19 protein-coding genes and 1 pseudogene are annotated in these 17020 nt (G+C 66.0%); 12 read left to right on the forward strand and 8 right to left on the reverse strand.

Features of this window, described 5'->3' with window-relative positions:
* Positions 1-104 precede the first annotated feature (104 nt).
* From ACFWAY_RS49420 to ACFWAY_RS49435, 4 genes are all read left to right on the forward strand, one after another.
* Positions 105-812 carry a hypothetical protein gene (locus ACFWAY_RS49420; RefSeq protein ID WP_378515922.1) on the forward strand — a complete coding sequence of 236 codons (708 nt, stop codon included), beginning with the start codon at positions 105-107 and terminating at the stop codon, positions 810-812.
* 314 nt (positions 813-1126) lie between these two features.
* Positions 1127-2890, forward strand: coding sequence for an IS1634 family transposase (locus ACFWAY_RS49425; protein ID WP_378515923.1), 1764 nt, complete (start codon positions 1127-1129; stop codon positions 2888-2890).
* A gap of 62 nt (positions 2891-2952) precedes the next feature.
* Positions 2953-3237 carry a hypothetical protein gene (locus ACFWAY_RS49430; RefSeq protein WP_378515924.1) on the forward strand — a complete coding sequence of 95 codons (285 nt, stop codon included), beginning with the start codon at positions 2953-2955 and terminating at the stop codon, positions 3235-3237.
* Positions 3238-3736: 499 nt separating this feature from the next.
* Positions 3737-3973 carry a hypothetical protein gene (locus ACFWAY_RS49435; protein ID WP_378515925.1) on the forward strand — a complete coding sequence of 79 codons (237 nt, stop codon included), beginning with the start codon at positions 3737-3739 and terminating at the stop codon, positions 3971-3973.
* A 204-nt stretch (positions 3974-4177) separates the two neighbouring features.
* Here ACFWAY_RS49435 and ACFWAY_RS49440 read toward each other — a convergent pair whose 3' ends face one another.
* Positions 4178-4747, reverse strand: a complete 570-nt coding sequence (locus tag ACFWAY_RS49440) for an RES family NAD+ phosphorylase (protein ID WP_378515926.1) — start codon at positions 4745-4747, stop codon at positions 4178-4180.
* 68 nt (positions 4748-4815) lie between these two features.
* Positions 4816-5322, reverse strand: coding sequence for a hypothetical protein (locus ACFWAY_RS49445; RefSeq protein WP_378515927.1), 507 nt, complete (start codon positions 5320-5322; stop codon positions 4816-4818).
* Positions 5323-5538: 216 nt separating this feature from the next.
* On the opposite strand from ACFWAY_RS49445, the gene ACFWAY_RS49450 reads away from it, so the two are divergent.
* Both ACFWAY_RS49450 and ACFWAY_RS49455 read left to right on the forward strand, forming a co-directional pair.
* Entirely contained in the window at positions 5539-6153 is a 615-nt protein-coding gene (locus ACFWAY_RS49450; protein WP_378515928.1) for a hypothetical protein, read from the forward strand.
* Positions 6154-6927: 774 nt separating this feature from the next.
* Positions 6928-7359 (forward strand): TnsA-like heteromeric transposase endonuclease subunit, encoded by a 432-nt coding sequence (locus tag ACFWAY_RS49455; protein ID WP_378515929.1) that lies wholly within the window; start codon positions 6928-6930, stop codon positions 7357-7359.
* Here ACFWAY_RS49455 and ACFWAY_RS49460 read toward each other — a convergent pair.
* Complete coding sequence (locus ACFWAY_RS49460) at positions 7309-8196, reverse strand: LysR family transcriptional regulator (RefSeq protein ID WP_378515930.1); 888 nt, start codon at positions 8194-8196, stop codon at positions 7309-7311. The two genes, ACFWAY_RS49455 and ACFWAY_RS49460, sit on opposite strands and share 51 nt — an antisense overlap.
* Positions 8197-8436: 240 nt before the next feature.
* Here ACFWAY_RS49460 and ACFWAY_RS49465 point away from each other — a divergent pair, with 240 nt between their 5' ends.
* The 4 genes from ACFWAY_RS49465 (at position 8437) to ACFWAY_RS49480 (ending at position 13344) form a co-directional block, all read left to right on the forward strand.
* Positions 8437-9810 carry a Na+/H+ antiporter NhaC family protein gene (locus ACFWAY_RS49465; RefSeq protein WP_378515931.1) on the forward strand — a complete coding sequence of 458 codons (1374 nt, stop codon included), beginning with the start codon at positions 8437-8439 and terminating at the stop codon, positions 9808-9810.
* 12 nt (positions 9811-9822) lie between these two features.
* On the forward strand, positions 9823-11409 hold the full coding sequence (locus ACFWAY_RS49470; RefSeq protein WP_378515932.1) for an amidohydrolase family protein: 1587 nt from the start codon (positions 9823-9825) through the stop codon (positions 11407-11409).
* Positions 11406-12782, forward strand: a complete 1377-nt coding sequence (locus tag ACFWAY_RS49475; protein ID WP_378515933.1) for an FAD-binding oxidoreductase — start codon at positions 11406-11408, stop codon at positions 12780-12782. The genes ACFWAY_RS49470 and ACFWAY_RS49475 overlap by 4 nt, the downstream gene beginning before the upstream one ends.
* 73 nt (positions 12783-12855) lie before the next feature.
* Complete coding sequence (locus ACFWAY_RS49480; RefSeq protein WP_378515934.1) at positions 12856-13344, forward strand: RidA family protein; 489 nt, start codon at positions 12856-12858, stop codon at positions 13342-13344.
* A gap of 48 nt (positions 13345-13392) precedes the next feature.
* On the opposite strand, the gene ACFWAY_RS49485 is transcribed toward ACFWAY_RS49480, so the two are convergent.
* Entirely contained in the window at positions 13393-13623 is a 231-nt protein-coding gene (locus tag ACFWAY_RS49485; RefSeq protein WP_378515935.1) for a hypothetical protein, read from the reverse strand.
* Between the two features lie 422 nt (positions 13624-14045).
* Here ACFWAY_RS49485 and ACFWAY_RS49490 point away from each other — a divergent pair, with 422 nt between their 5' ends.
* Positions 14046-14270, forward strand: coding sequence for a hypothetical protein (locus tag ACFWAY_RS49490; protein WP_378515936.1), 225 nt, complete (start codon positions 14046-14048; stop codon positions 14268-14270).
* A 473-nt stretch (positions 14271-14743) separates the two neighbouring features.
* The gene (locus ACFWAY_RS49495) at positions 14744-14890 is read left to right on the forward strand and encodes a hypothetical protein (RefSeq protein WP_378515937.1); all 147 of its coding nucleotides are present in this window, start codon (positions 14744-14746) and stop codon (positions 14888-14890) included.
* A gap of 90 nt (positions 14891-14980) precedes the next feature.
* Here the strand turns inward: ACFWAY_RS49495 and ACFWAY_RS49500 are convergent, their stop codons facing one another.
* From ACFWAY_RS49500 to ACFWAY_RS49515, 4 genes and pseudogenes are all read right to left on the reverse strand, one after another.
* Positions 14981-15472, reverse strand: a complete 492-nt coding sequence (locus tag ACFWAY_RS49500) for a hypothetical protein (RefSeq protein WP_378515938.1) — start codon at positions 15470-15472, stop codon at positions 14981-14983.
* Positions 15473-15726: 254 nt separating this feature from the next.
* The gene (locus ACFWAY_RS49505) at positions 15727-15966 is read right to left on the reverse strand and encodes a hypothetical protein (RefSeq protein ID WP_378515939.1); all 240 of its coding nucleotides are present in this window, start codon (positions 15964-15966) and stop codon (positions 15727-15729) included.
* 59 nt (positions 15967-16025) lie between these two features.
* Positions 16026-16250: a hypothetical protein gene (locus ACFWAY_RS49510; RefSeq protein ID WP_378515940.1), complete on the reverse strand. Its 225-nt coding sequence runs from the start codon at positions 16248-16250 to the stop codon at positions 16026-16028.
* 545 nt (positions 16251-16795) lie between these two features.
* Positions 16796-17020 (reverse strand): annotated as a pseudogene (locus tag ACFWAY_RS49515) (phosphatidylserine/phosphatidylglycerophosphate/cardiolipin synthase family protein); the annotation flags it as partial.

Consider the following 17020-nt stretch of genomic DNA (forward strand, 5'->3'; position numbering starts at 1 on the left):
CCGCTCACGGGTCTCGGTGTCGTACTTCCTCGGTGCTGGCATGACTTCATTCTCCTGGTTCAATCAGGAGTCTCCACCCGACCCAGGACAGTTCAGTGCACACCATGAAGAAGCCGACCCTCGGCCGTAAGACTGCGCGGCATCCCGCCGTGATCGACCTTCCAGGCGGCTCACCCACCGTCGGCAACCCGCCGGGGGCCCGCACGGCGGCGCCCGGCGGCCCGGCCACACCACCACCGCCCGGGGGGCCCACATCGTTCTCGACCCGGCGCCGCGGCCCGGGAAAGAAGGCGGCGGCCGTCATGGGGGCGGCGGCCGTCGTCGTGGCCGGCGCGATGGCAATCAGCCACCTGCGCGGCGGCGACAGTGAATCCCCGTCGACCGCAGCCACACTCACTGCCACCGCTGCGGCCGACGAGAACGGGCTGCCCATCCTGGACCTGCCCGGCCCCGAACCGACCGAGGAGCCAGTCGCGTCGGACGGGGAATGCCGGGCCGACCGCGGCGACCAGAAGAGCGGCGGCGGCGTGATCGCCGCGTTCAATCACGCCTATTACAGCCAGCGCAACGGCGACGCCGCCCGCGCCCTCGCGACCCCCACCTCGTCGGTGCTGCCCGGCCCCGAGCTGCAGAAGGTCATCGACGCGGTCCCGGTGGGAACCAACTATTGCCTGCGCACCGTCGAGCTGTCCGTCGGGGTCTACCTCGCCGACCTGTCCGTGATGCAACCGGCGCAGCCGGTCAAACGCGGCACCCAGACCATCACCACCGTCAAGATCGACGGCCGCTGGTACGTCGACATCTTCACATAAGCCCCCGAACTGATGAGGACTGAACGATGCCCCTGTCCCACAGGCGGACCTCCGGGACCGCTGCCCTGGCCCGTCGGCGCTTTCGCCGCACCGACGCGCCTGCAGCGACGACGGCCGCGCGGCCGCCTCGACCAGCGGCTCGGCCGTCACCGATACCAGCACCGACCTGGGCAGCATCCTCATCGGCTAGGCCGAAGTTGCGGTGGGGTTTGTCCTGGTTTTGGTGACTGAGCTGCGACGGAGGCGTTGGACGCTCGACTGATGTAGTCACTAAAGTGATGGACACCGTGGTAGGGGTGGCGTAAAATCAGTTCATGGCCAAGGGAACCGGTGCAGTCCACATCGCCACTCAACGCCGTAAGTACACCGGGAAAGATGGTGTCGAACGGGTCTACGAATCCCAGTTGCTGCGCCGCTCGTTCCGAGACAACGGCAAGGTGCGCAACGAGACCCTCGCGAACCTGTCCGCGCTGCCACCCGAGGCGGTCGCCGCCGTCAAGGCGGTCCTGGCCGGTCGGAGCCTCGTCGACCCGGCGTCGGTGGTCACCGTCGCCCGGTCCCTGCCGCACGGGCACCTCGCCGCGGCGGCGGTGATGGCCAAGAAACTGGGCCTGCCGGCGCTGCTCGGTCCGGCGGGACGTCACCGTGAGATCGCGATGGCGTTGGTCCTGGCCCGCACCGTGGCCCCGGCATCGAAATTGGCGACCATATCCTGGTGGTCCGACACCACCCTCGCCGCCGACCTGGGCGTGACCGACGCCGGCACCGACGAGGTGTACGCGGCGATGGACTGGCTCGTCGGCCGCCAGAGCGGCATCGAAAAGAAGCTGGCCACCCGGCATTTGGACCCGACGGTCAACCCCTCTCGGATGGCGATGTTCGACCTGTCCTCGTCCTGGGTGACCGGGCGGCACTGCGAACTCGCCGCCCGCGGGTACTCGAGAGACGGCAAGAAGGGTTGCGAACAAATCGAATACGGCCTCCTCACCGACCCCGACGGCCGACCGGTCGCGATCCGGGTGCTCCCCGGCAACACCGCCGACCCCACCGCCTTCACCCACGCGGTGACCGCGGTGAAAGACACCTTCGGCCTCGAGAACATGCTGATGGTCGGCGACCGCGGGATGATCACCTCCGCCCGCATCACCGCCCTGAAAGAACTCGGCGGCATCGGCTGGCTCACCGCGCTGCGGGCACCGCAGATCGCGGCCCTGGCCGCCGACGACGGACCCTTGCAGATGTCGCTGTTCGATGAGCAGAACTTCGCCGAGATCTCCCACCCCGACTACCCCGGGGAACGACTGGTGGCGTGCCGCAACCCGCTGCTCGCCGCCGAACGCGCCCGCAAACGTGAGGAACTACTCACCGCGACCGAGGCGAAACTCGCCCCCATCATCGCCGCCGCGGCGGCAGGTCGCCTGCGCGGCGCGGACAAGATCGGCCTGAAAGTCGGGAAGGTCCTCGGCACATTCAAGATGGCCAAACACTTCGACCTGACCATCACCGACACCAGCCTCACCGTCGCCCGCAACACCGGGCGGATCGACGCCGAAGCCGCCCTCGACGGCCTGTACGTGATCCGGACCACCGCCACCCCCGGCGAACTCGACACCCCCGCGGTGATCGGGGCATACAAGAACCTCGCCCGGGTGGAACGAGACTTCCGCAGCCTCAAGGCCATCGACCTGGACCTGCGGCCGATCCACCACCGCCGCGAAAACCGAGTCAAAGCGCACGTGTTGATCTGCTTCCTCGCCGCCTACCTGACCTGGCATCTGCGTAGCGCGTTGGCGCCGTTGACCTTTACCGACGAGAATCCACCACAACGACGTGAAGACCCCGTCGCCCCGGCCACCATCTCCGCGGCCGCGAAAGCGAAAACAGCCCGCCGCACCACTGACGAGGATCTGCCCGTGCGCTCGTATCAGGGGCTGCTCACGCACCTGTCGACACTGACCAGAAACGACCTCCGATACGGCGACGTCGGACCGCTTATCGCAACCCTGGCCGAACCCACCCCGACGCAACGACGAGCATTCGACCTCCTCGGCGCCCCGATCCCACTGACCCTGACCTGAGGACACCGTCGACAGAACAAAACCCTCCACCCGACCACAAAACACCAGGTAAACCTGTCAAAATGCTTACCAAACCACCGCAACTTCGGGCTAGGGGAGAGCAACACTCGGTCACCGAGATCACCACACCGCGGCCCAGCGAGGTCACTGCCCGCTGCCATGGCAGCGCGGACACTCTGGCCGTCGACATCGCCGCCCCGCACGGCTGGAACATCCACGCCCGCCACGGTTCCCAAACGCTCACCCTCACCAACCCCGATCAGGTCCTGGCCACCGTCGACGTCGACACCACCAACCAGAACCTCGACACCTGCACTCGGTGGACTGGTCCCCACCGACCAGGTTGACATCAGCACCGTCGCCGACGCACCCGACAACTGGCCTTCCGTCGACGGATCCCGCCGCATCTACCTGTCCCTGCACATCGACTGCACCCCATAATGAATGAACCCTATAAGTGGGCACGACATATCGAGCGTGCTCCCGGTACGCCTCAACAACTGGGTGAAGCCCGCCGCGCTTGTTGCCCCGACACCGAGAACTCGAGGAGTCGAGTCCGATGGTGGCACCCAGTGAGGTCGGGGCCCACGCACGCGCGGCGCATGGGGGACCGAAGATCGCAAGGGTGCGTCCGCGTGGGTTCTGAGCTTGCCTTACGGTTGTGCGGCGGGAGGGGGCGCCCATCGGTGGCCGCTGTCGACTGAACGCGGCGATGACGAGGGTGGGGGCCTTGCGAACGATGACCATCACGGCGGCCTGGCAGGGGCCGCCGCAACCGACCTGCATCCATGGTGTGCCTTGCCATTCGCCTGATCCACATCTCAACTGTCAGAGGAGCGCACACGCATGAACGACCCGCATCTGATCGAACTCGAGTTCACCGTCCGCGTCCGCGTGAGGCTGCCGAAGGACGTGTACGTCGACGCGGTCGCCGAGAACCCCGACGCGTGGGAGAACGCCGTGGTCAACGAACTTCAGCGGGAGATAGTCGGTGGGGAGGCGAAGGCCAACTTCGAGAAGGTCACCGCGACCGTCTCGGACATCGCGATCGAGCCCGAAGACTTCCAGTTGACGGTGGACTGACGCTGTCGGCGCGTCCGGCGCAGCACGGGATGACGAAGGCCCTGCACCCGTAAGGCGGGTGCAGGGCATTTTTCTGTGCTGACCTGCGCACATGGCACGTCCCGGTCTGGGTGGCGCATGGCGGCCGCCGCCTGAGTCACTCCTTCGACGCCACCCCGAGGCGCCCACCCCGAGGCGCCCACCGGTGTCTCGGGGTGGCCTCGCTTAGATGCTGCCGGGAATGTCCAGGACCTCGACCCCGGCCGTCTCGTACAGCGCATCCCAGAGGTCGGGGCGATCCGGCAATGCGTCGGTGCCCGCCACGGTGAAGTCTGCAGGGATCGCCACCGTGCTGGTCTGGTCCCCACTGGCCGCGAACAAGGCGACGCAGGCGTGTGCGTGCGTCATTTCGTGCCGCGCCCAGTAGCGGATGCCGTCGAACCCGGCTGCGCGGAGTGCCCGTGCCCACTGCTGGGTGAGCGCGTAATCGGTGGTTGTCGAGATCTCGGATGTCATGCCGAATCCGATCGCGGCGTTCGAGGTTGCGTCGGCGAGGTGCAGTTCGCGGGTGACTGCTACCGCGGAGATGACTCGTTGTGCGATCTCCGGGCTCGGGATGAGCCCGATCCCGCACCAGGTCTCGAGGAGGGTGATCAGCTCGGACTCGGCGGTGTAGCAGGTGCCGTCGGGGCCGGGGAGGTCGAAGCGGCCCCCGAGGCTGGTGCCGAACCACCACGGGCCGAACTTGGCCCCGTGGGTGCGGTACGTCGTTGTGCCGGCGGGCACAGTGGACACAGGGAACCGTCCCCGGAGTGTGTCCGGGGACGGTGGGGCGGCGAGGTGTTGTGTCGCTCGGGAAGCGCTCACGAAGCCAGCCGTTCGGCTGCCTGCCGGGCGAGCGTCACGACATCGGCGGTGTCGCCGTCGAGGAGGGCCTGCCTCGGGGTGCGGTCGTCGAGTTCCGGTTGTCGGCTCGACATCCACGAGGCGATGGTCCAGGACTGGACGTCGGCGTGCGCCCAGGCCTTCAGGACGTCTTTGATTCCCCGGATCGGGACGTGGGGTGCGGTGTCGGTCAATCCGCCCGACCAGTAGCCGATAGTTCCGTCGGTGGCCTCGAGGCGCAGGACCCGGGAGTCTCTGACGGCTTGGCTGAGGGCCTGCTTCGTCCAGCCGGTGGCGTCGACGGCCTGCTTGTGGGTCAAGATCGCGCCGATGTGGTTCTCCCATGCGCGACGGGCCTTGAGGTTCGAGAGCACGTTCTTGACGCCGGCGGCGACGTACTTGGCGTCGACGTCGTCGAGCTGCTCGGCGGCCATCCCGCTCGCGTTGAGCTGGTCGTCGACGACCTTCTTCAGTGGTGTGCTCATGCCACCATCGTCCTCGGTCAAGTAGGTCAAGTCAAGAGGTCAAGCAAATCGCTGTGCGACAGTTCTCCAGCTGCCTGAACAGGGAGTTTCTTCACGAATAGCAGGGTGCGGATCACCGTTGTCCGCTCGGCCCTGTGGTCACTCGCGTACAACCTCCTTTCCGGCTCAGCCCGAGGCTTAAGTTTCGAACCCCCGAAGATCCTTCCTGGTGCCGACATGCGCTCGCCCGTGGGCAGTCCCGTGTCCGACACCCGCGATTTCCACCTCGGGAAACGACTGACACATCTGCCCGCCCTGCGGGAGATCGGCTTTCACGCCAACCGACGCCTGCTGCGCGTCCAACGACTCAGTCACGACCCGATCACCGGTGCCGACGCCCTCACCACGATCACCGGGCCCGTCACCACCGCCACCGGCACCCGAGTGCCGGGACTGCGGTTCGCCGACGGGCGCAGCCACGCCCTGCTCTCCGCGCTGCTGGACTTCCGGCTGCACCCGAACGGTTTCACCAACAAGGACCTGCGCACTCTCACCGGCGAGCTGCGCGGACTCGACCCGGACACGGTGTCCGCCGGGCAGATGACCTACGACCTGCGCCGGCTGAAAACCCGCAACCTCATCGTCCGGATCGAGGGCACCCACCGCTACCAGGTCACCGACCTCGGACTCGACACCGCGAAGTTCCTCACCTGTGTCCACGATCGGGTCCTACGCACGGGTCTGTCCGAACTCGCCGCCCCGACAACCACTCCCGGCCGCCTGCGATCAGCTGCCACCGCCTACCGCATCGCCGTCGACACCCTTACCTACACAGCGCAACTCGCGGCCTGAAATATCAAGCAGTCGAACATGACCCGAACACCACAAAACTTGACTCCAAAACCCGGCTACGCCGCTCTTAGCTACCTAGATGAGGTTGGCAACGCAACGCCGACAGTACGAGGTTGGCAACGCGGGCGCCCGATTCGGATGCAACAGACAATCGGACGTGTGGACCGCAATGCAGATGCAACACCATCACAACGTCGGCGATCATCTGCGCATTGCAGGTGGGCGGGCGCCGCGTTGCATGCTGGACGCTGATGACTCATACAGTTCACTCAAGAAAAGTGGATGAGGGAGCGGTTGTCGAGTGGTTCGTGTCGTTTTGGGATCTGGAGATTCAGCGGACATCGGTGCGTGCAGGGGAAGCGTCCGATCGCGTTGACGCCATTGTAGGATCTCGCGAACCGTGGCGGAATCTCCCGGGCGAGTGGCGGGCCGGTGGCGGATCCGCCAACGTTATGAGACACGCCCATTTCGAATGTCGGGTCAACGGGTCACCAGGGTTGATGATCGATGGTGAGGGCTGATGATGAGGGGCTGCGGTGGTGCGGCCCGCTTCGGTATCGAGGTTGTCTGATGGCCGTTGATCTTGATCCACGTCCGACATCTGTTGTGGCGAGCGTCCGTCGCAGGCGGATGGTCTTGAATCAGCGGTCAATTGGGGCGATGTCTTTCCGGAGGCACTGTTCGACACAGCAGCGCCATGGCGAATGTTCCGCTGGTATCACGGTCACAAGCACTATTCCGGGCGCGTACTGGGCCAGTACGGAGCGGACGCTGGTGATCTACGAGTCGCGGCTGGAGTTGGCTCGTCTGCTGTTGGCCGACTTCGATCGCGTGCGGCGCATTCTCGCTCAGCCGTTCCTGCTCGAAGCCGACGTGGCGGGCGCGAGACGACGGCACGTGCCGGATTACCTACTGTTGAGCGATGATGGTCCGGTTGTTGTTGACGTGAAACCGGCTCGGCTGCTGGCGAAGCCGGAGGTTGCGCTGACCTTTGCGTGGACGCGGCTGGTGGTGGAGTCACGTGGATGGCGTTTCCAGATTGCCAGCGAACCGGCGGAGCCGGGGTTGAGCAATGTCCGATTTCTGACCGTTTCGGGGTTCGTCGGCTGGCCTGCTTGTCTTCCGGGAACAGCCAGCGTTGGTGCCGGTGTTCATTCAACTGGAGGGCAGGTCCATCTCGTCGGTGACCTTGAGGAATTGTCGTAGCGCGATGTTGGGATTGTCGGGACGGTAGGCCGCACCCACCTGCAGATACGGTGCTCCGGTGACCTCACGCAGATCGACCCCGGGAACGCGGAAGGCCGCTGCGCGGCCGGCCGGTATCGGTGCGATGCCCACACCGGCTGCGACGGCGTAAAGGACCTGCTCGTCGTCGGCCTCGTTGCGGACGACGTTCGGCGGCCGATGTGGCCACAGTTGCCTCACGATGGCGTCGTGCATGCCCGGGCCGTTGTTCCGCGGCCAGAAGACCACCGGCTCGTCCGCGAGTTCTGCCGGATCGATCCGGCTGTACGAGGTGAACCGGTGATCTGCCGGTACGGCAACGAGCAACGCTTCCTGATCCAGCACTCGTACCGCCAAACCCGATTCGTAGATCGGCGGCCGCACGATGGCTACGTCGATCGTGCCGGCGGTTGCCAGTTCGATGTTCCTCGCCGTGAAGCCGCGGTGCTCGGTGATCGTGGTACCCGGATACAGCACCCGGAACTGCTCGACAGCACGGGTGATGTTGCCTCCCGCCCAGGAACGAGTGTGCGCGATCTGGAGTTCTCCGCCCAGACCCCGGCTGGCAGCGCGGATTCTGCTGACCGACCGATCCACGGAGGTGAGCACCGCCTCGGCCTCACGAAGGGCGACGCGACCGGCGTCTGTGAGGGCGAATCGGGGCCCTGTTCGATCGAGCAGCTCCACCCCGAGTTCGTGCTCGAAGAGCTTGACCTGCCGGCTCAACGCCGATTGCGCAACGTGGAGTTCCTCGGCCGCCCGCGTGAAGCTCATTTGTTTCGCCACGGCAACAAAGTAGCGAGCGCGTTGCAGGTTCATCCTGCGATTATATCGAAATGAGATTGAAGAATCGACTATTGGACTTGGACAGGGCGGCATGTCAGGGGTGAGTGTTGACCCCAGTGATTGCCAGTGACTCCAGTCACTGCCCGCCCATCCCCGGGCGGCGCCATCAGCCCCATTGACCGATTCCGAGGGTTCGAAGTGACCAAACCGCTCAGCGCTCCCGAGACCAGGGATGAGCAGCTCCCCCCAGCCTCCTCGTCAGGATCTACAGGTATGTGTACGAGGCAACGAATACTGAACATCATCTCCATCGCGTGTCTTGTCCTGTCACTCGCGGTGGGCATCGTCGTCGACGGCGCGACCCTGTGGGGACTGCTCCCGATCGGCATCTACGGCGCTCTGGCGATCTTCGGCATGGACGTCATGGTCGCCACGGTCGTGTCCATCGCGTCGGCGATGCTGATCCTGCTGCCCTCGCCCACCGGAGCCGCCGACATTCTCGGCGAATCGATCGGCGACCAGGTGACGATGATTGGACTGATCATCATGCTCGGAGCTGGCCTCGCCGAGGTCATGCGTGTGACCGGGGTGGCCGGTCAGATCGTGCGCTCGGTCATGCGGGTCGCAGGTGACAAGAGCCAGCTCGCGTTCATCCTGGGGACGATGATGTCGTGCCTGATCCTCGTGGCCGCGCTCGGCACCCTCGCCGGTGCTCTCGCAGTCGCGGCCCCGCTCCTGCTGCCGATGGCCGCGAAGAAGGGCTTCACTCGGTCAGCGACGGCGTCGATGATCTTCGTCGGTGGCTGCGCCGGATTGGCGATCGCCCCGTTCGCCGGGTCCAACGTCGCGATCATGAACGCCGCGGAGGTCGGTTACCTGCAGTACCTGCTCGTTGGTGGCGGTCCGCTGGCCATTCTGTCGCTCGTGATGGGTCTTCTCGTCGTGCCGTGGATGCAGCGCCGCACCCGCCACGGCGACGACTTCTACAACGAACACGACCTGGGCATCGACGAGGAGGACACACCGCACCAGCGTCGCGCCACCGCGGTGTTTCTGGTGGCCCTGCTCGCCTCGATTGTCTACGCGGCCGTCACCTCCGCCGGCATCACCTTCCCGCTGCTCGCCCTTCCCCTCATCGCCATCCTCACCGGCCTCACCGGTGGGCTCACCGCTGAGGAAACCGGCAAGGCCATCTACCGGGGCGCCGGCGCACTCATCCACATCTTCCTGCTGTTCTGGTTGCTCGCCGTGATGTTCGTGACGATCGACCTCATCGATCCGTTTACCGTGGTCCTCGAGTCCTACGGCGAATCGTTCCAGACCCTGGGGCCGTTCCCGTTCGCCATCGCCATCGCACTGTTCGGCTGGGTCGGTGTCCCCGGCGCCGCCGCGGCGGAGGTGGTCCTGCTCAACCAGATCTTCGGCGACATGGCCGCAAACCTCGGTGTCGGGGTGAGCACCTGGGTCATCGTGCTGCTGTGGGCCTCGAAGGCGGACACCTACGGTCCGTTCCCGAACGCGAACATGATGAGCGCGATGGGCCTGTCCCGATCGTTCAGCCTCAAGAACATGATGATCACCGGTTGGGCACTACTGATCCCGGCGAGCATTATGTACACGATCATCATGTTCATCCAAACGCGTTAGGAGACAACGCAAATGGCATATGACATCGTCATCAGCGGCGGCCTGGTCATCGACGGCACCGGGTCGCCGGCACGCCGAGCCGACCTTGCCGTGGACTCCGGCCGGATCGTCGAGATCGGCGAGGGCACCTACCCGGCTAGCACCGTCATCGACGCCACCGGATGCGTCGTGACGCCGGGATTCATCGATCTCCACACCCACGCCGACTTCTCACTTCCCCTCGATCCGGCGGCACCGACCCAGCTCGCTCAAGGTGTCACCACGATCGTGACCGGCAACTGCGGTCACTCACCGTTCCCGATTCGAAACGAGGCACAGGCAAGACGGTCGATCGGGTTCAGAGGTGAGCTCCCCTTGAGTTGGGACTGGTCGGACGCGTCAGGATTCGGTGCTGCAGTGATGTCCGCGAACCCGGCCGTCAACGTGGGCCTGCAGCTCGGCCACAACCCCCTCCGCGTCGCGGTGATCGGCGAGGATGACCGCCCGCCCACCCCGGCCGAACTCGACGAGATGTGTGCGATCATCGCCGAATCCGCCCAGCAGCCGGGGGTGGTCGGCTTCTCCACCGGACTGATCTACATGCCGGGACTGTTCGCCGAGGAGAACGAACTCGTCACCCTGGTCCGGGCAGCCGCCGATGCGGGCCTGCTCTACTCCACCCACGTGCGCAACGAGACATCGCAGCTCGTTACAGCGGTGGTAGAAGCGATCACCGTAGCGGAGCTGGCCGGTGCCCGGCTGGAGATCTCCCACCTGAAGGCGATGGGGCCGCAGAACTGGGGATCGGTTCGCCGCGCGCTCGACGTGATCGACACGGCACGCGGCCGCGGCGTCGACGTCACCGCCGACGTCTATCCCTACACCGCCTCCAGTACCGACGTGGCCACACGACTCCCGAAATGGGCCCTCGACGGAGGCCGTCCAGCCCTGCTCGAACGCCTTGCCGACACCGAGCAACGCACCCGCATCGCCGACGCCCTGCGAGCCCGCTTCGGCCGCGACGTCGACCCGGACGGCCTCGTCATCGCCGACCTGCTTCCCGGCGAGTTTGACCGCTACATCGGCTGGTCGATCTCCAAGATCGGGCAGGACCGCGGCACCGACGCCGCGGACGCCGCGCTCGACCTCCTGGCCGCGAACAAGGGCGCGGTCCCCATGATCAACCACGCGATGAGCGACGACGACGTGCGTACGGTGCTCGCCCACCCCTGGGTGTCGGTCGCCAGCGACGGCTGGATTCTCGCCGCCTCGGGTGAAGGCCGCCCCCATCCACGCAGTTTCGGCACCTTCGCCCGGGTATTGCGGCGCTACGTCCTAGACGAAGGGATCCTGACCATAGAGGAGGCGATCCGGAAGATGACCTCACTACCCGCCTCACGGATCGGAGTAGAGGACCGCGGCGTCCTACGACCCGGAGCTGTCGCCGATGTGACGGTGCTCGATACCGATGCCGTCACCGACACCGCAACCTTCACCGACCCATGGCAGTTGGCGCGTGGCGTCCGATCCGTCCTCGTCAACGGAACCCCCGCCATTCTCGACGGCGAATTCACTGGCCGGCGCGCCGGCCAGCTCATAGAAAAAGGGAAACCCGCATGACCTCCCCGACCCTGTCTATCGTCAGCGAGCTGGCCGACATCGTGGGCCCGGCCAACGTTCTCACCGATCTGGACGTGACAGCCGGCTATGTCACCGACTGGACCGGGCACTGGCGTGGTCACACGGAGGCCGTGGTCCGCCCGGGCTCCACAGCGGAAGTGTCCGCTGTCCTCGCCACGTGCCATCGGCTCGGCATCCGGATCGTCCCCCAGGGCGGGAACACCGGTCTCGTCGGCGGCTCCATTCCGATGGAGGGCGAGATCGTCCTGAGTACCCAACGGCTCACCAGGATCGAGCGCGTGGACGTGGTCGATCGCACCCTCGCCGCCGGCGCTGGAGTGACCGTGGCACAGGCGCAGGACGCAGCCCGCCAGCACGGCCTCGACCTGGGCATCGATCTCGCATCCCGGGATTCGGCCACCCTCGGTGGAATCGTATCCACCAACGCCGGTGGTATCCGGATGATCAAGAACGGCAACACCAGAAAGCAGCTCCTCGGCATCGAGGCGGTTCTGTCCGACGGCCGTGTCGTGACCCGCTGGAAGGAACTCGTCAAGGACAACGTCGGATACGACCTCCCCGGGCTCCTGGCCGGTGCTGAGGGAACGCTCGCCGTAATCACCCGAGTTCTGTTGCGGCTCGTCGTCCCCGCCCCGCGAACCCAGGTCGCCCTCGTGGCCGTATCCACCGTCGGAGACGCACTGTGCCTCGTGGACCGACTTGAACGGGCGGGGCTGACCCTCGAAGCCGCCGAGCTGATGACCAGGACCGGCGTCGACCTGGTCCGTCGCCACCACGACCTGCGTGCTCCCTTGGCCGTCGACTCACCGCTTCTTCTTCTCGTCGAGGTCTCCGGTCAGCGTGACACTCAGGCACTGCTCCTCGACATCCTCGAACAGGCCGGCGAAGCGGTGCTCGACGCCGCTGTCGAGGAGGGACCCGCACCCAAACTGTGGCGCTACCGCGAGAGCCACACCGAATCCATCAGCGCCGAATCCTCCACTCCACCGGTCAAGCTCGACATCTCCACCCCCCTGCGCGAGATCGAGCAGTTCCTCACCACCCTGACCCCGGGCCTGACGGAGAAGTTCCCGAATGTCCGGGCCGTGTGCTTCGGTCATATCGCGGACGGGAATCTCCACGTCAACCTGCTCGACGTCCAGGAGAACGAGCGCGAGTGCGTGACCGACTTCGTCCTCCGACACGTGACGCGGCACGACGGCAGCATCAGCGCCGAACACGGCGTCGGCCGGGCAAAAGCACCCTGGCTCGAACTGGGACGATCACCCGAGGACATCGACCTGATGAAGTCGATCCGCGCCGCGATCGATCCCGCCGGCCTGCTGAACCCTCACATCCTGCCCAGCCGCTGAACACAACACCCGCTACATGCTGCGATGCAATCCCCTTCGCAGCGACCATCACTGCAACGAGGTGAATCTCATCATGTCGAACGCCACTGTCCACTCCCGCCGATGGAGCGAGAAGCTTCCGTCTCTGGGCATCGAGCTTCCGCCCGTGGCGACACCCGCCGCGGCCTACCTCCCCGCTACCCAAAGTGGACGGTACGTCTACACCTCCGGCCAACTGCCGCTAGTGGACGGCCACGCGACGGTCACTGGCAAGGTCGGCAAGGACGTCGCGGTCGAGGAGGCCGCCGTGGCCGCGCGGCTCTGCGCGGTCAACGGGCTTGCGGCCGTCGATGCTCTCGTCGGGCTGGACCGGATCCTGAAGGTGGTCAAGGTTGTGGGATTCGTGGCCTCCGCCGACGGATTCTCGCAGCAACCGCAGGTCATCAACGGCGCCTCCGATTTGTTGATCGAGGTCTTCGGCGATGCCGGCCGACACGCACGCTCTGCGATCGGTGTCGCCGAGCTCCCGCGCGGGTCTGCGGTCGAGGTCGAGTTCGTCTTCGAACTCGACCTCGAGTCCTGAGGCTTCCGCCTTACAAGACTGGCTCGCTCGCACGCAATCAACATGGCGTCAGGCGATCCCCGACGTCCCTTCCGCAGGCAGCACCCCCATCTCGGGTCTGCCGACTCGGTGCTCCCACCCGAACGGCAGCATGCGGCCGACTGCACTGTCCACGGCGGCAGTCGGCCGACGGAGCTCCGCAGCCTTGTGAGCGCGCCAGAACAACGTCACGACACCCTGACCGAACGTGATGCCCTCGCTCGCCAGCCGTGAACACTCATTGGCCAGTAACAGCTCCAAAATGCGACGCGCGCGGTAGCCCGGTTACTCTGCGTCGCAACGATTGCCGTGCCTGACCGGCTCCCTCGCGCGGATAGGGTGGTCCATCTGGCCTATGTCCTGTTGCCGCCGGTACATCCGCTATCGGCACAGCCCACGGCCAGCCGCGGGCTCGGGTCGGGCGCCGCCGCTACGACCACAGGGTCATGTGCCCGCAGGGAGCGGCTGTCGCGTTCCTGTTGTGCCTAACCACTCCTGACCTGAGGGTGTCAGGGAGTCCTGATCGCCCGTCGTGGCAGCATCGGCATGGCCTCCCTCGCTTCGTGATAGCTGAAGAAATGCCAGGGGATTGAGACAGATGGCGGTGGCCACGTCGTGAGACCAGTGGCAAGTCCGCAGGTCGCAGCTTCTCAAACCGCCACTGGCAGCGGGGCCCTACAGCCATGGCTCAGGTCATCGCCGCTGGGCGCGACCTGGCGTGCCGTGACGACGGATCGGTGGTCAATGAGACTGCCCACATCCGCATCGGAACCGAGCTGGCGGTGGTGACCGGGTTCGACAATTCACACCTGGACGACGAAACCCTGCGCTGCCGTATCGAGGCGGCCATCACCGCGAAGCAACAACACGCCCGCACGATGCAGCAACGTATATCCGTCGGGCTCTAGTGGTCTCCTCGGGGGTATCTGGTGACGCTGACGCCCGCCGCAGGCACACACCCACCCCGCCATTCGATCTCGAAGTGGGCGAGTAGATCCGGTTCCACTCGCCCCTCGGGCCCAATGTCGTTTCGTACGTCAGCGCAGTCGGCACGGCACACTCAGGTCACCTGGTCGAGAGCCTGGACGGCATGAGGAGTACAGGCAAGCCGGACCAGCCTTTCCGGCCTTTCCGGCCGTGCCGGTCGCCGGGATCGCCCACTACGTCCCGACGCTACGTCCGGACAATTTCATCACTGTGACGTAAGTGTCTGAGCGGCCGGTTGTCGATTTTCCTCGCCGGCAACCGGATTGCTTGCCGCGAAAATGGCATCGTCATGAATCGTGCGCCGAAAAGCTCCGGGATCGTGACCGCGAGCGAGGATAGCTAACTCCGCTACGCTAGCTAGCGTCGCAATTGTGGATTGCGTGTTGTGCAACGCATGGCTTCTGTGTGGGCACCGATTCGATACGCGGTCGCCGGACACACCGCGGCGGTGGCCTTCGCCCGGATCAACGGGTGGGTCGTCGCGAGACCACCCGATGCCCGATGTGCGCGACTGCCCGAATCGGCTGAGCGTCAGACCTGAGTGTGCGGTGCGGTGCACCGGTAAGTTCCGATAGCCAGGAATCGTCGACAGTGGCTCGACATTCAGCTCGTCGAGCGCAGTCGGACACCGTCACCGACATGCATCGGACCCGAAGGTGGTGGGGAAGGGGCTGGGACCGAGCGTGAGGGTGACCGAGGTGGGGTGGAGTCCGACCTGCGGCCAGCTGGTGGTGACGGTCAGTGATCCGGTGGTCGGGTAGGTGCCGATCCAGTACTGCGGTGAGGTTCGGTACGGCCCGGATCCCTCCGGATCGGGCTCGAGGATCGGGTGGAACGGGTCAGCGAGGCCGCCCAGGTCGTCGGCGAGGATGCGCACGGCCAGATAGGACCACTGCGCCGACCAGTCGTGGGGGTCGGTCAGGGGGCGGGTTTCGTAGCGCACGAAGTCGGCGCGGACACCGGTGACGCACAGCGTGAACCGCAACAGCAGCCCGGACACGAACGCGGTCGCCGCGGACAGTTCGAGGGTGAGATCTTTCTCGGCCACGATCGGCATCGCCTCGTGCACGGCGATCCCCCCGATGGTGGGCGGCGCGAGGGCCGGCCAACGATGGCGGCGCATGCTTCATCGTCGCATCACTCGGCCCCACGGTGTCTGTGAAGTTCCTGAGAGTCCCACCCCACGAGAACGATTCGAGCACGAGACCTACCTCGAGGTAGCTGAGATCAGGGTGCCGACCCCCTCGGATGCGTGGTGTCGCCGAGGAGCGCACGTGTCTGCGCCGGGTCCACCGCGGCACGACGAACGTAGGACGCGGGGCCACACCGCGGCACCGCCGGAACGAACACGCCCGCGGACGGGGGATGCGGGCAGTGTCAGAGGGCGGCGGTGATCAGGCCGGCAATGCCGGCGACCGCGACGAGCGCGAGAAGGGCCAGCGCGAAGGATCCGAGGACGGTGCACACGAGGGTTGTCAGCACCGCCAGGCCGACGGTCACGGCGATGCCCGCTTTCCAGGACTCGAGGAGCGCCGCGCCGTTCGCCGCGGGGTCGTCGCACCCGGTGTCGAGGGTGGTCTGTTCGGTGGGCAGATGCGGGCCGGGGGCGACGGTCACGGGTGGCGCGGATCCTTCCAAAAGGTCGAGGACGGGAGGTGTATGGGCTGGTGTGCAGGTCACAGGTACTCCAGCACGGGGAAAAGAGCGATCGCGGATACCGTGATCCCTGCGACTCCGGCGAGGACTCCGAGCAACGCCCGCAGCGAGGCGGACTCATTGTCCGCTACGCCGGACCGGGATGTGGCGAGAGCGCCGCACACCACGGCGCTCACGCCCAGGATGAACCCGAGTCCGACCACCCAGAACGACGCGATGGACAACGCCCCCAGGGTGATCGACACGGAGGGTAACCGTGATCCCCCGCGCGGCGGTCGCGGTCGTGCACGCGCGGAGGAACTCTTGTCGCTGGTGACGCCTGGTTGGCGCGGGTTAGCGGCGGTCATGATCCTCCTCCAGTGCCTCGGGTGGTCCGGTCGTTGGTGTGGCGAAGCCGGGTGTGCCCAATCGTTCGAAGGGGCAATCAACCTTCCAGCCACTGCCGCGACTCGGGGCGGTGGCACTTGCGCTGCACCTAGACCGGGTGACTGTGTTTGGGCCCAGCGGTTCTCGCGGGTCCGTGTCTTCGGTTACACGGAATTTAGCACTCTCGATGGTGGAGTGCTAATGGTCGCGGGCCCGCATGCTGGAAGTCGGGGATATCATCGCGCGGCCAGGTTCACGAAGGGCCCGTTGTACTCTCGAGCCGGAAGGCTGGCAGCACCGCATTGGCATTTTTCGAGTCGCGCGCACTAATGTCGCGCGGTATCTGGCGCGGTCTAGCGTTTCGACCGTCGGGTTCGTCGGTTCTGCGCCAGCTGACTCCCACGCTGACACAGACTCGCTGAGGTCAGAGGTCCCGCAGTCCCAGCAGCGCGGTCCGGAGGCTGGGGGAGCGGACGTAGTGGTCGGTCCGCAACCGGGAGCCGGGGTGCCCGAGGTCGGTGAGCACCTTCTCCGCGTCGGTGAGGGGCAGGGGTGGCAGGTCGGTGCGGATACGGAGGAAGTACAACACCGCCCCGCCGGACCGCGGGATCTTCATGGCGTCGGACACCACGACGGCGGGTGGGTAAAT

It is taken from the genome of Rhodococcus sp. NPDC059968 (assembly GCF_042738615.1).
Taxonomy (GTDB): Bacteria; Actinomycetota; Actinomycetes; order Mycobacteriales; family Mycobacteriaceae; genus Rhodococcus_F.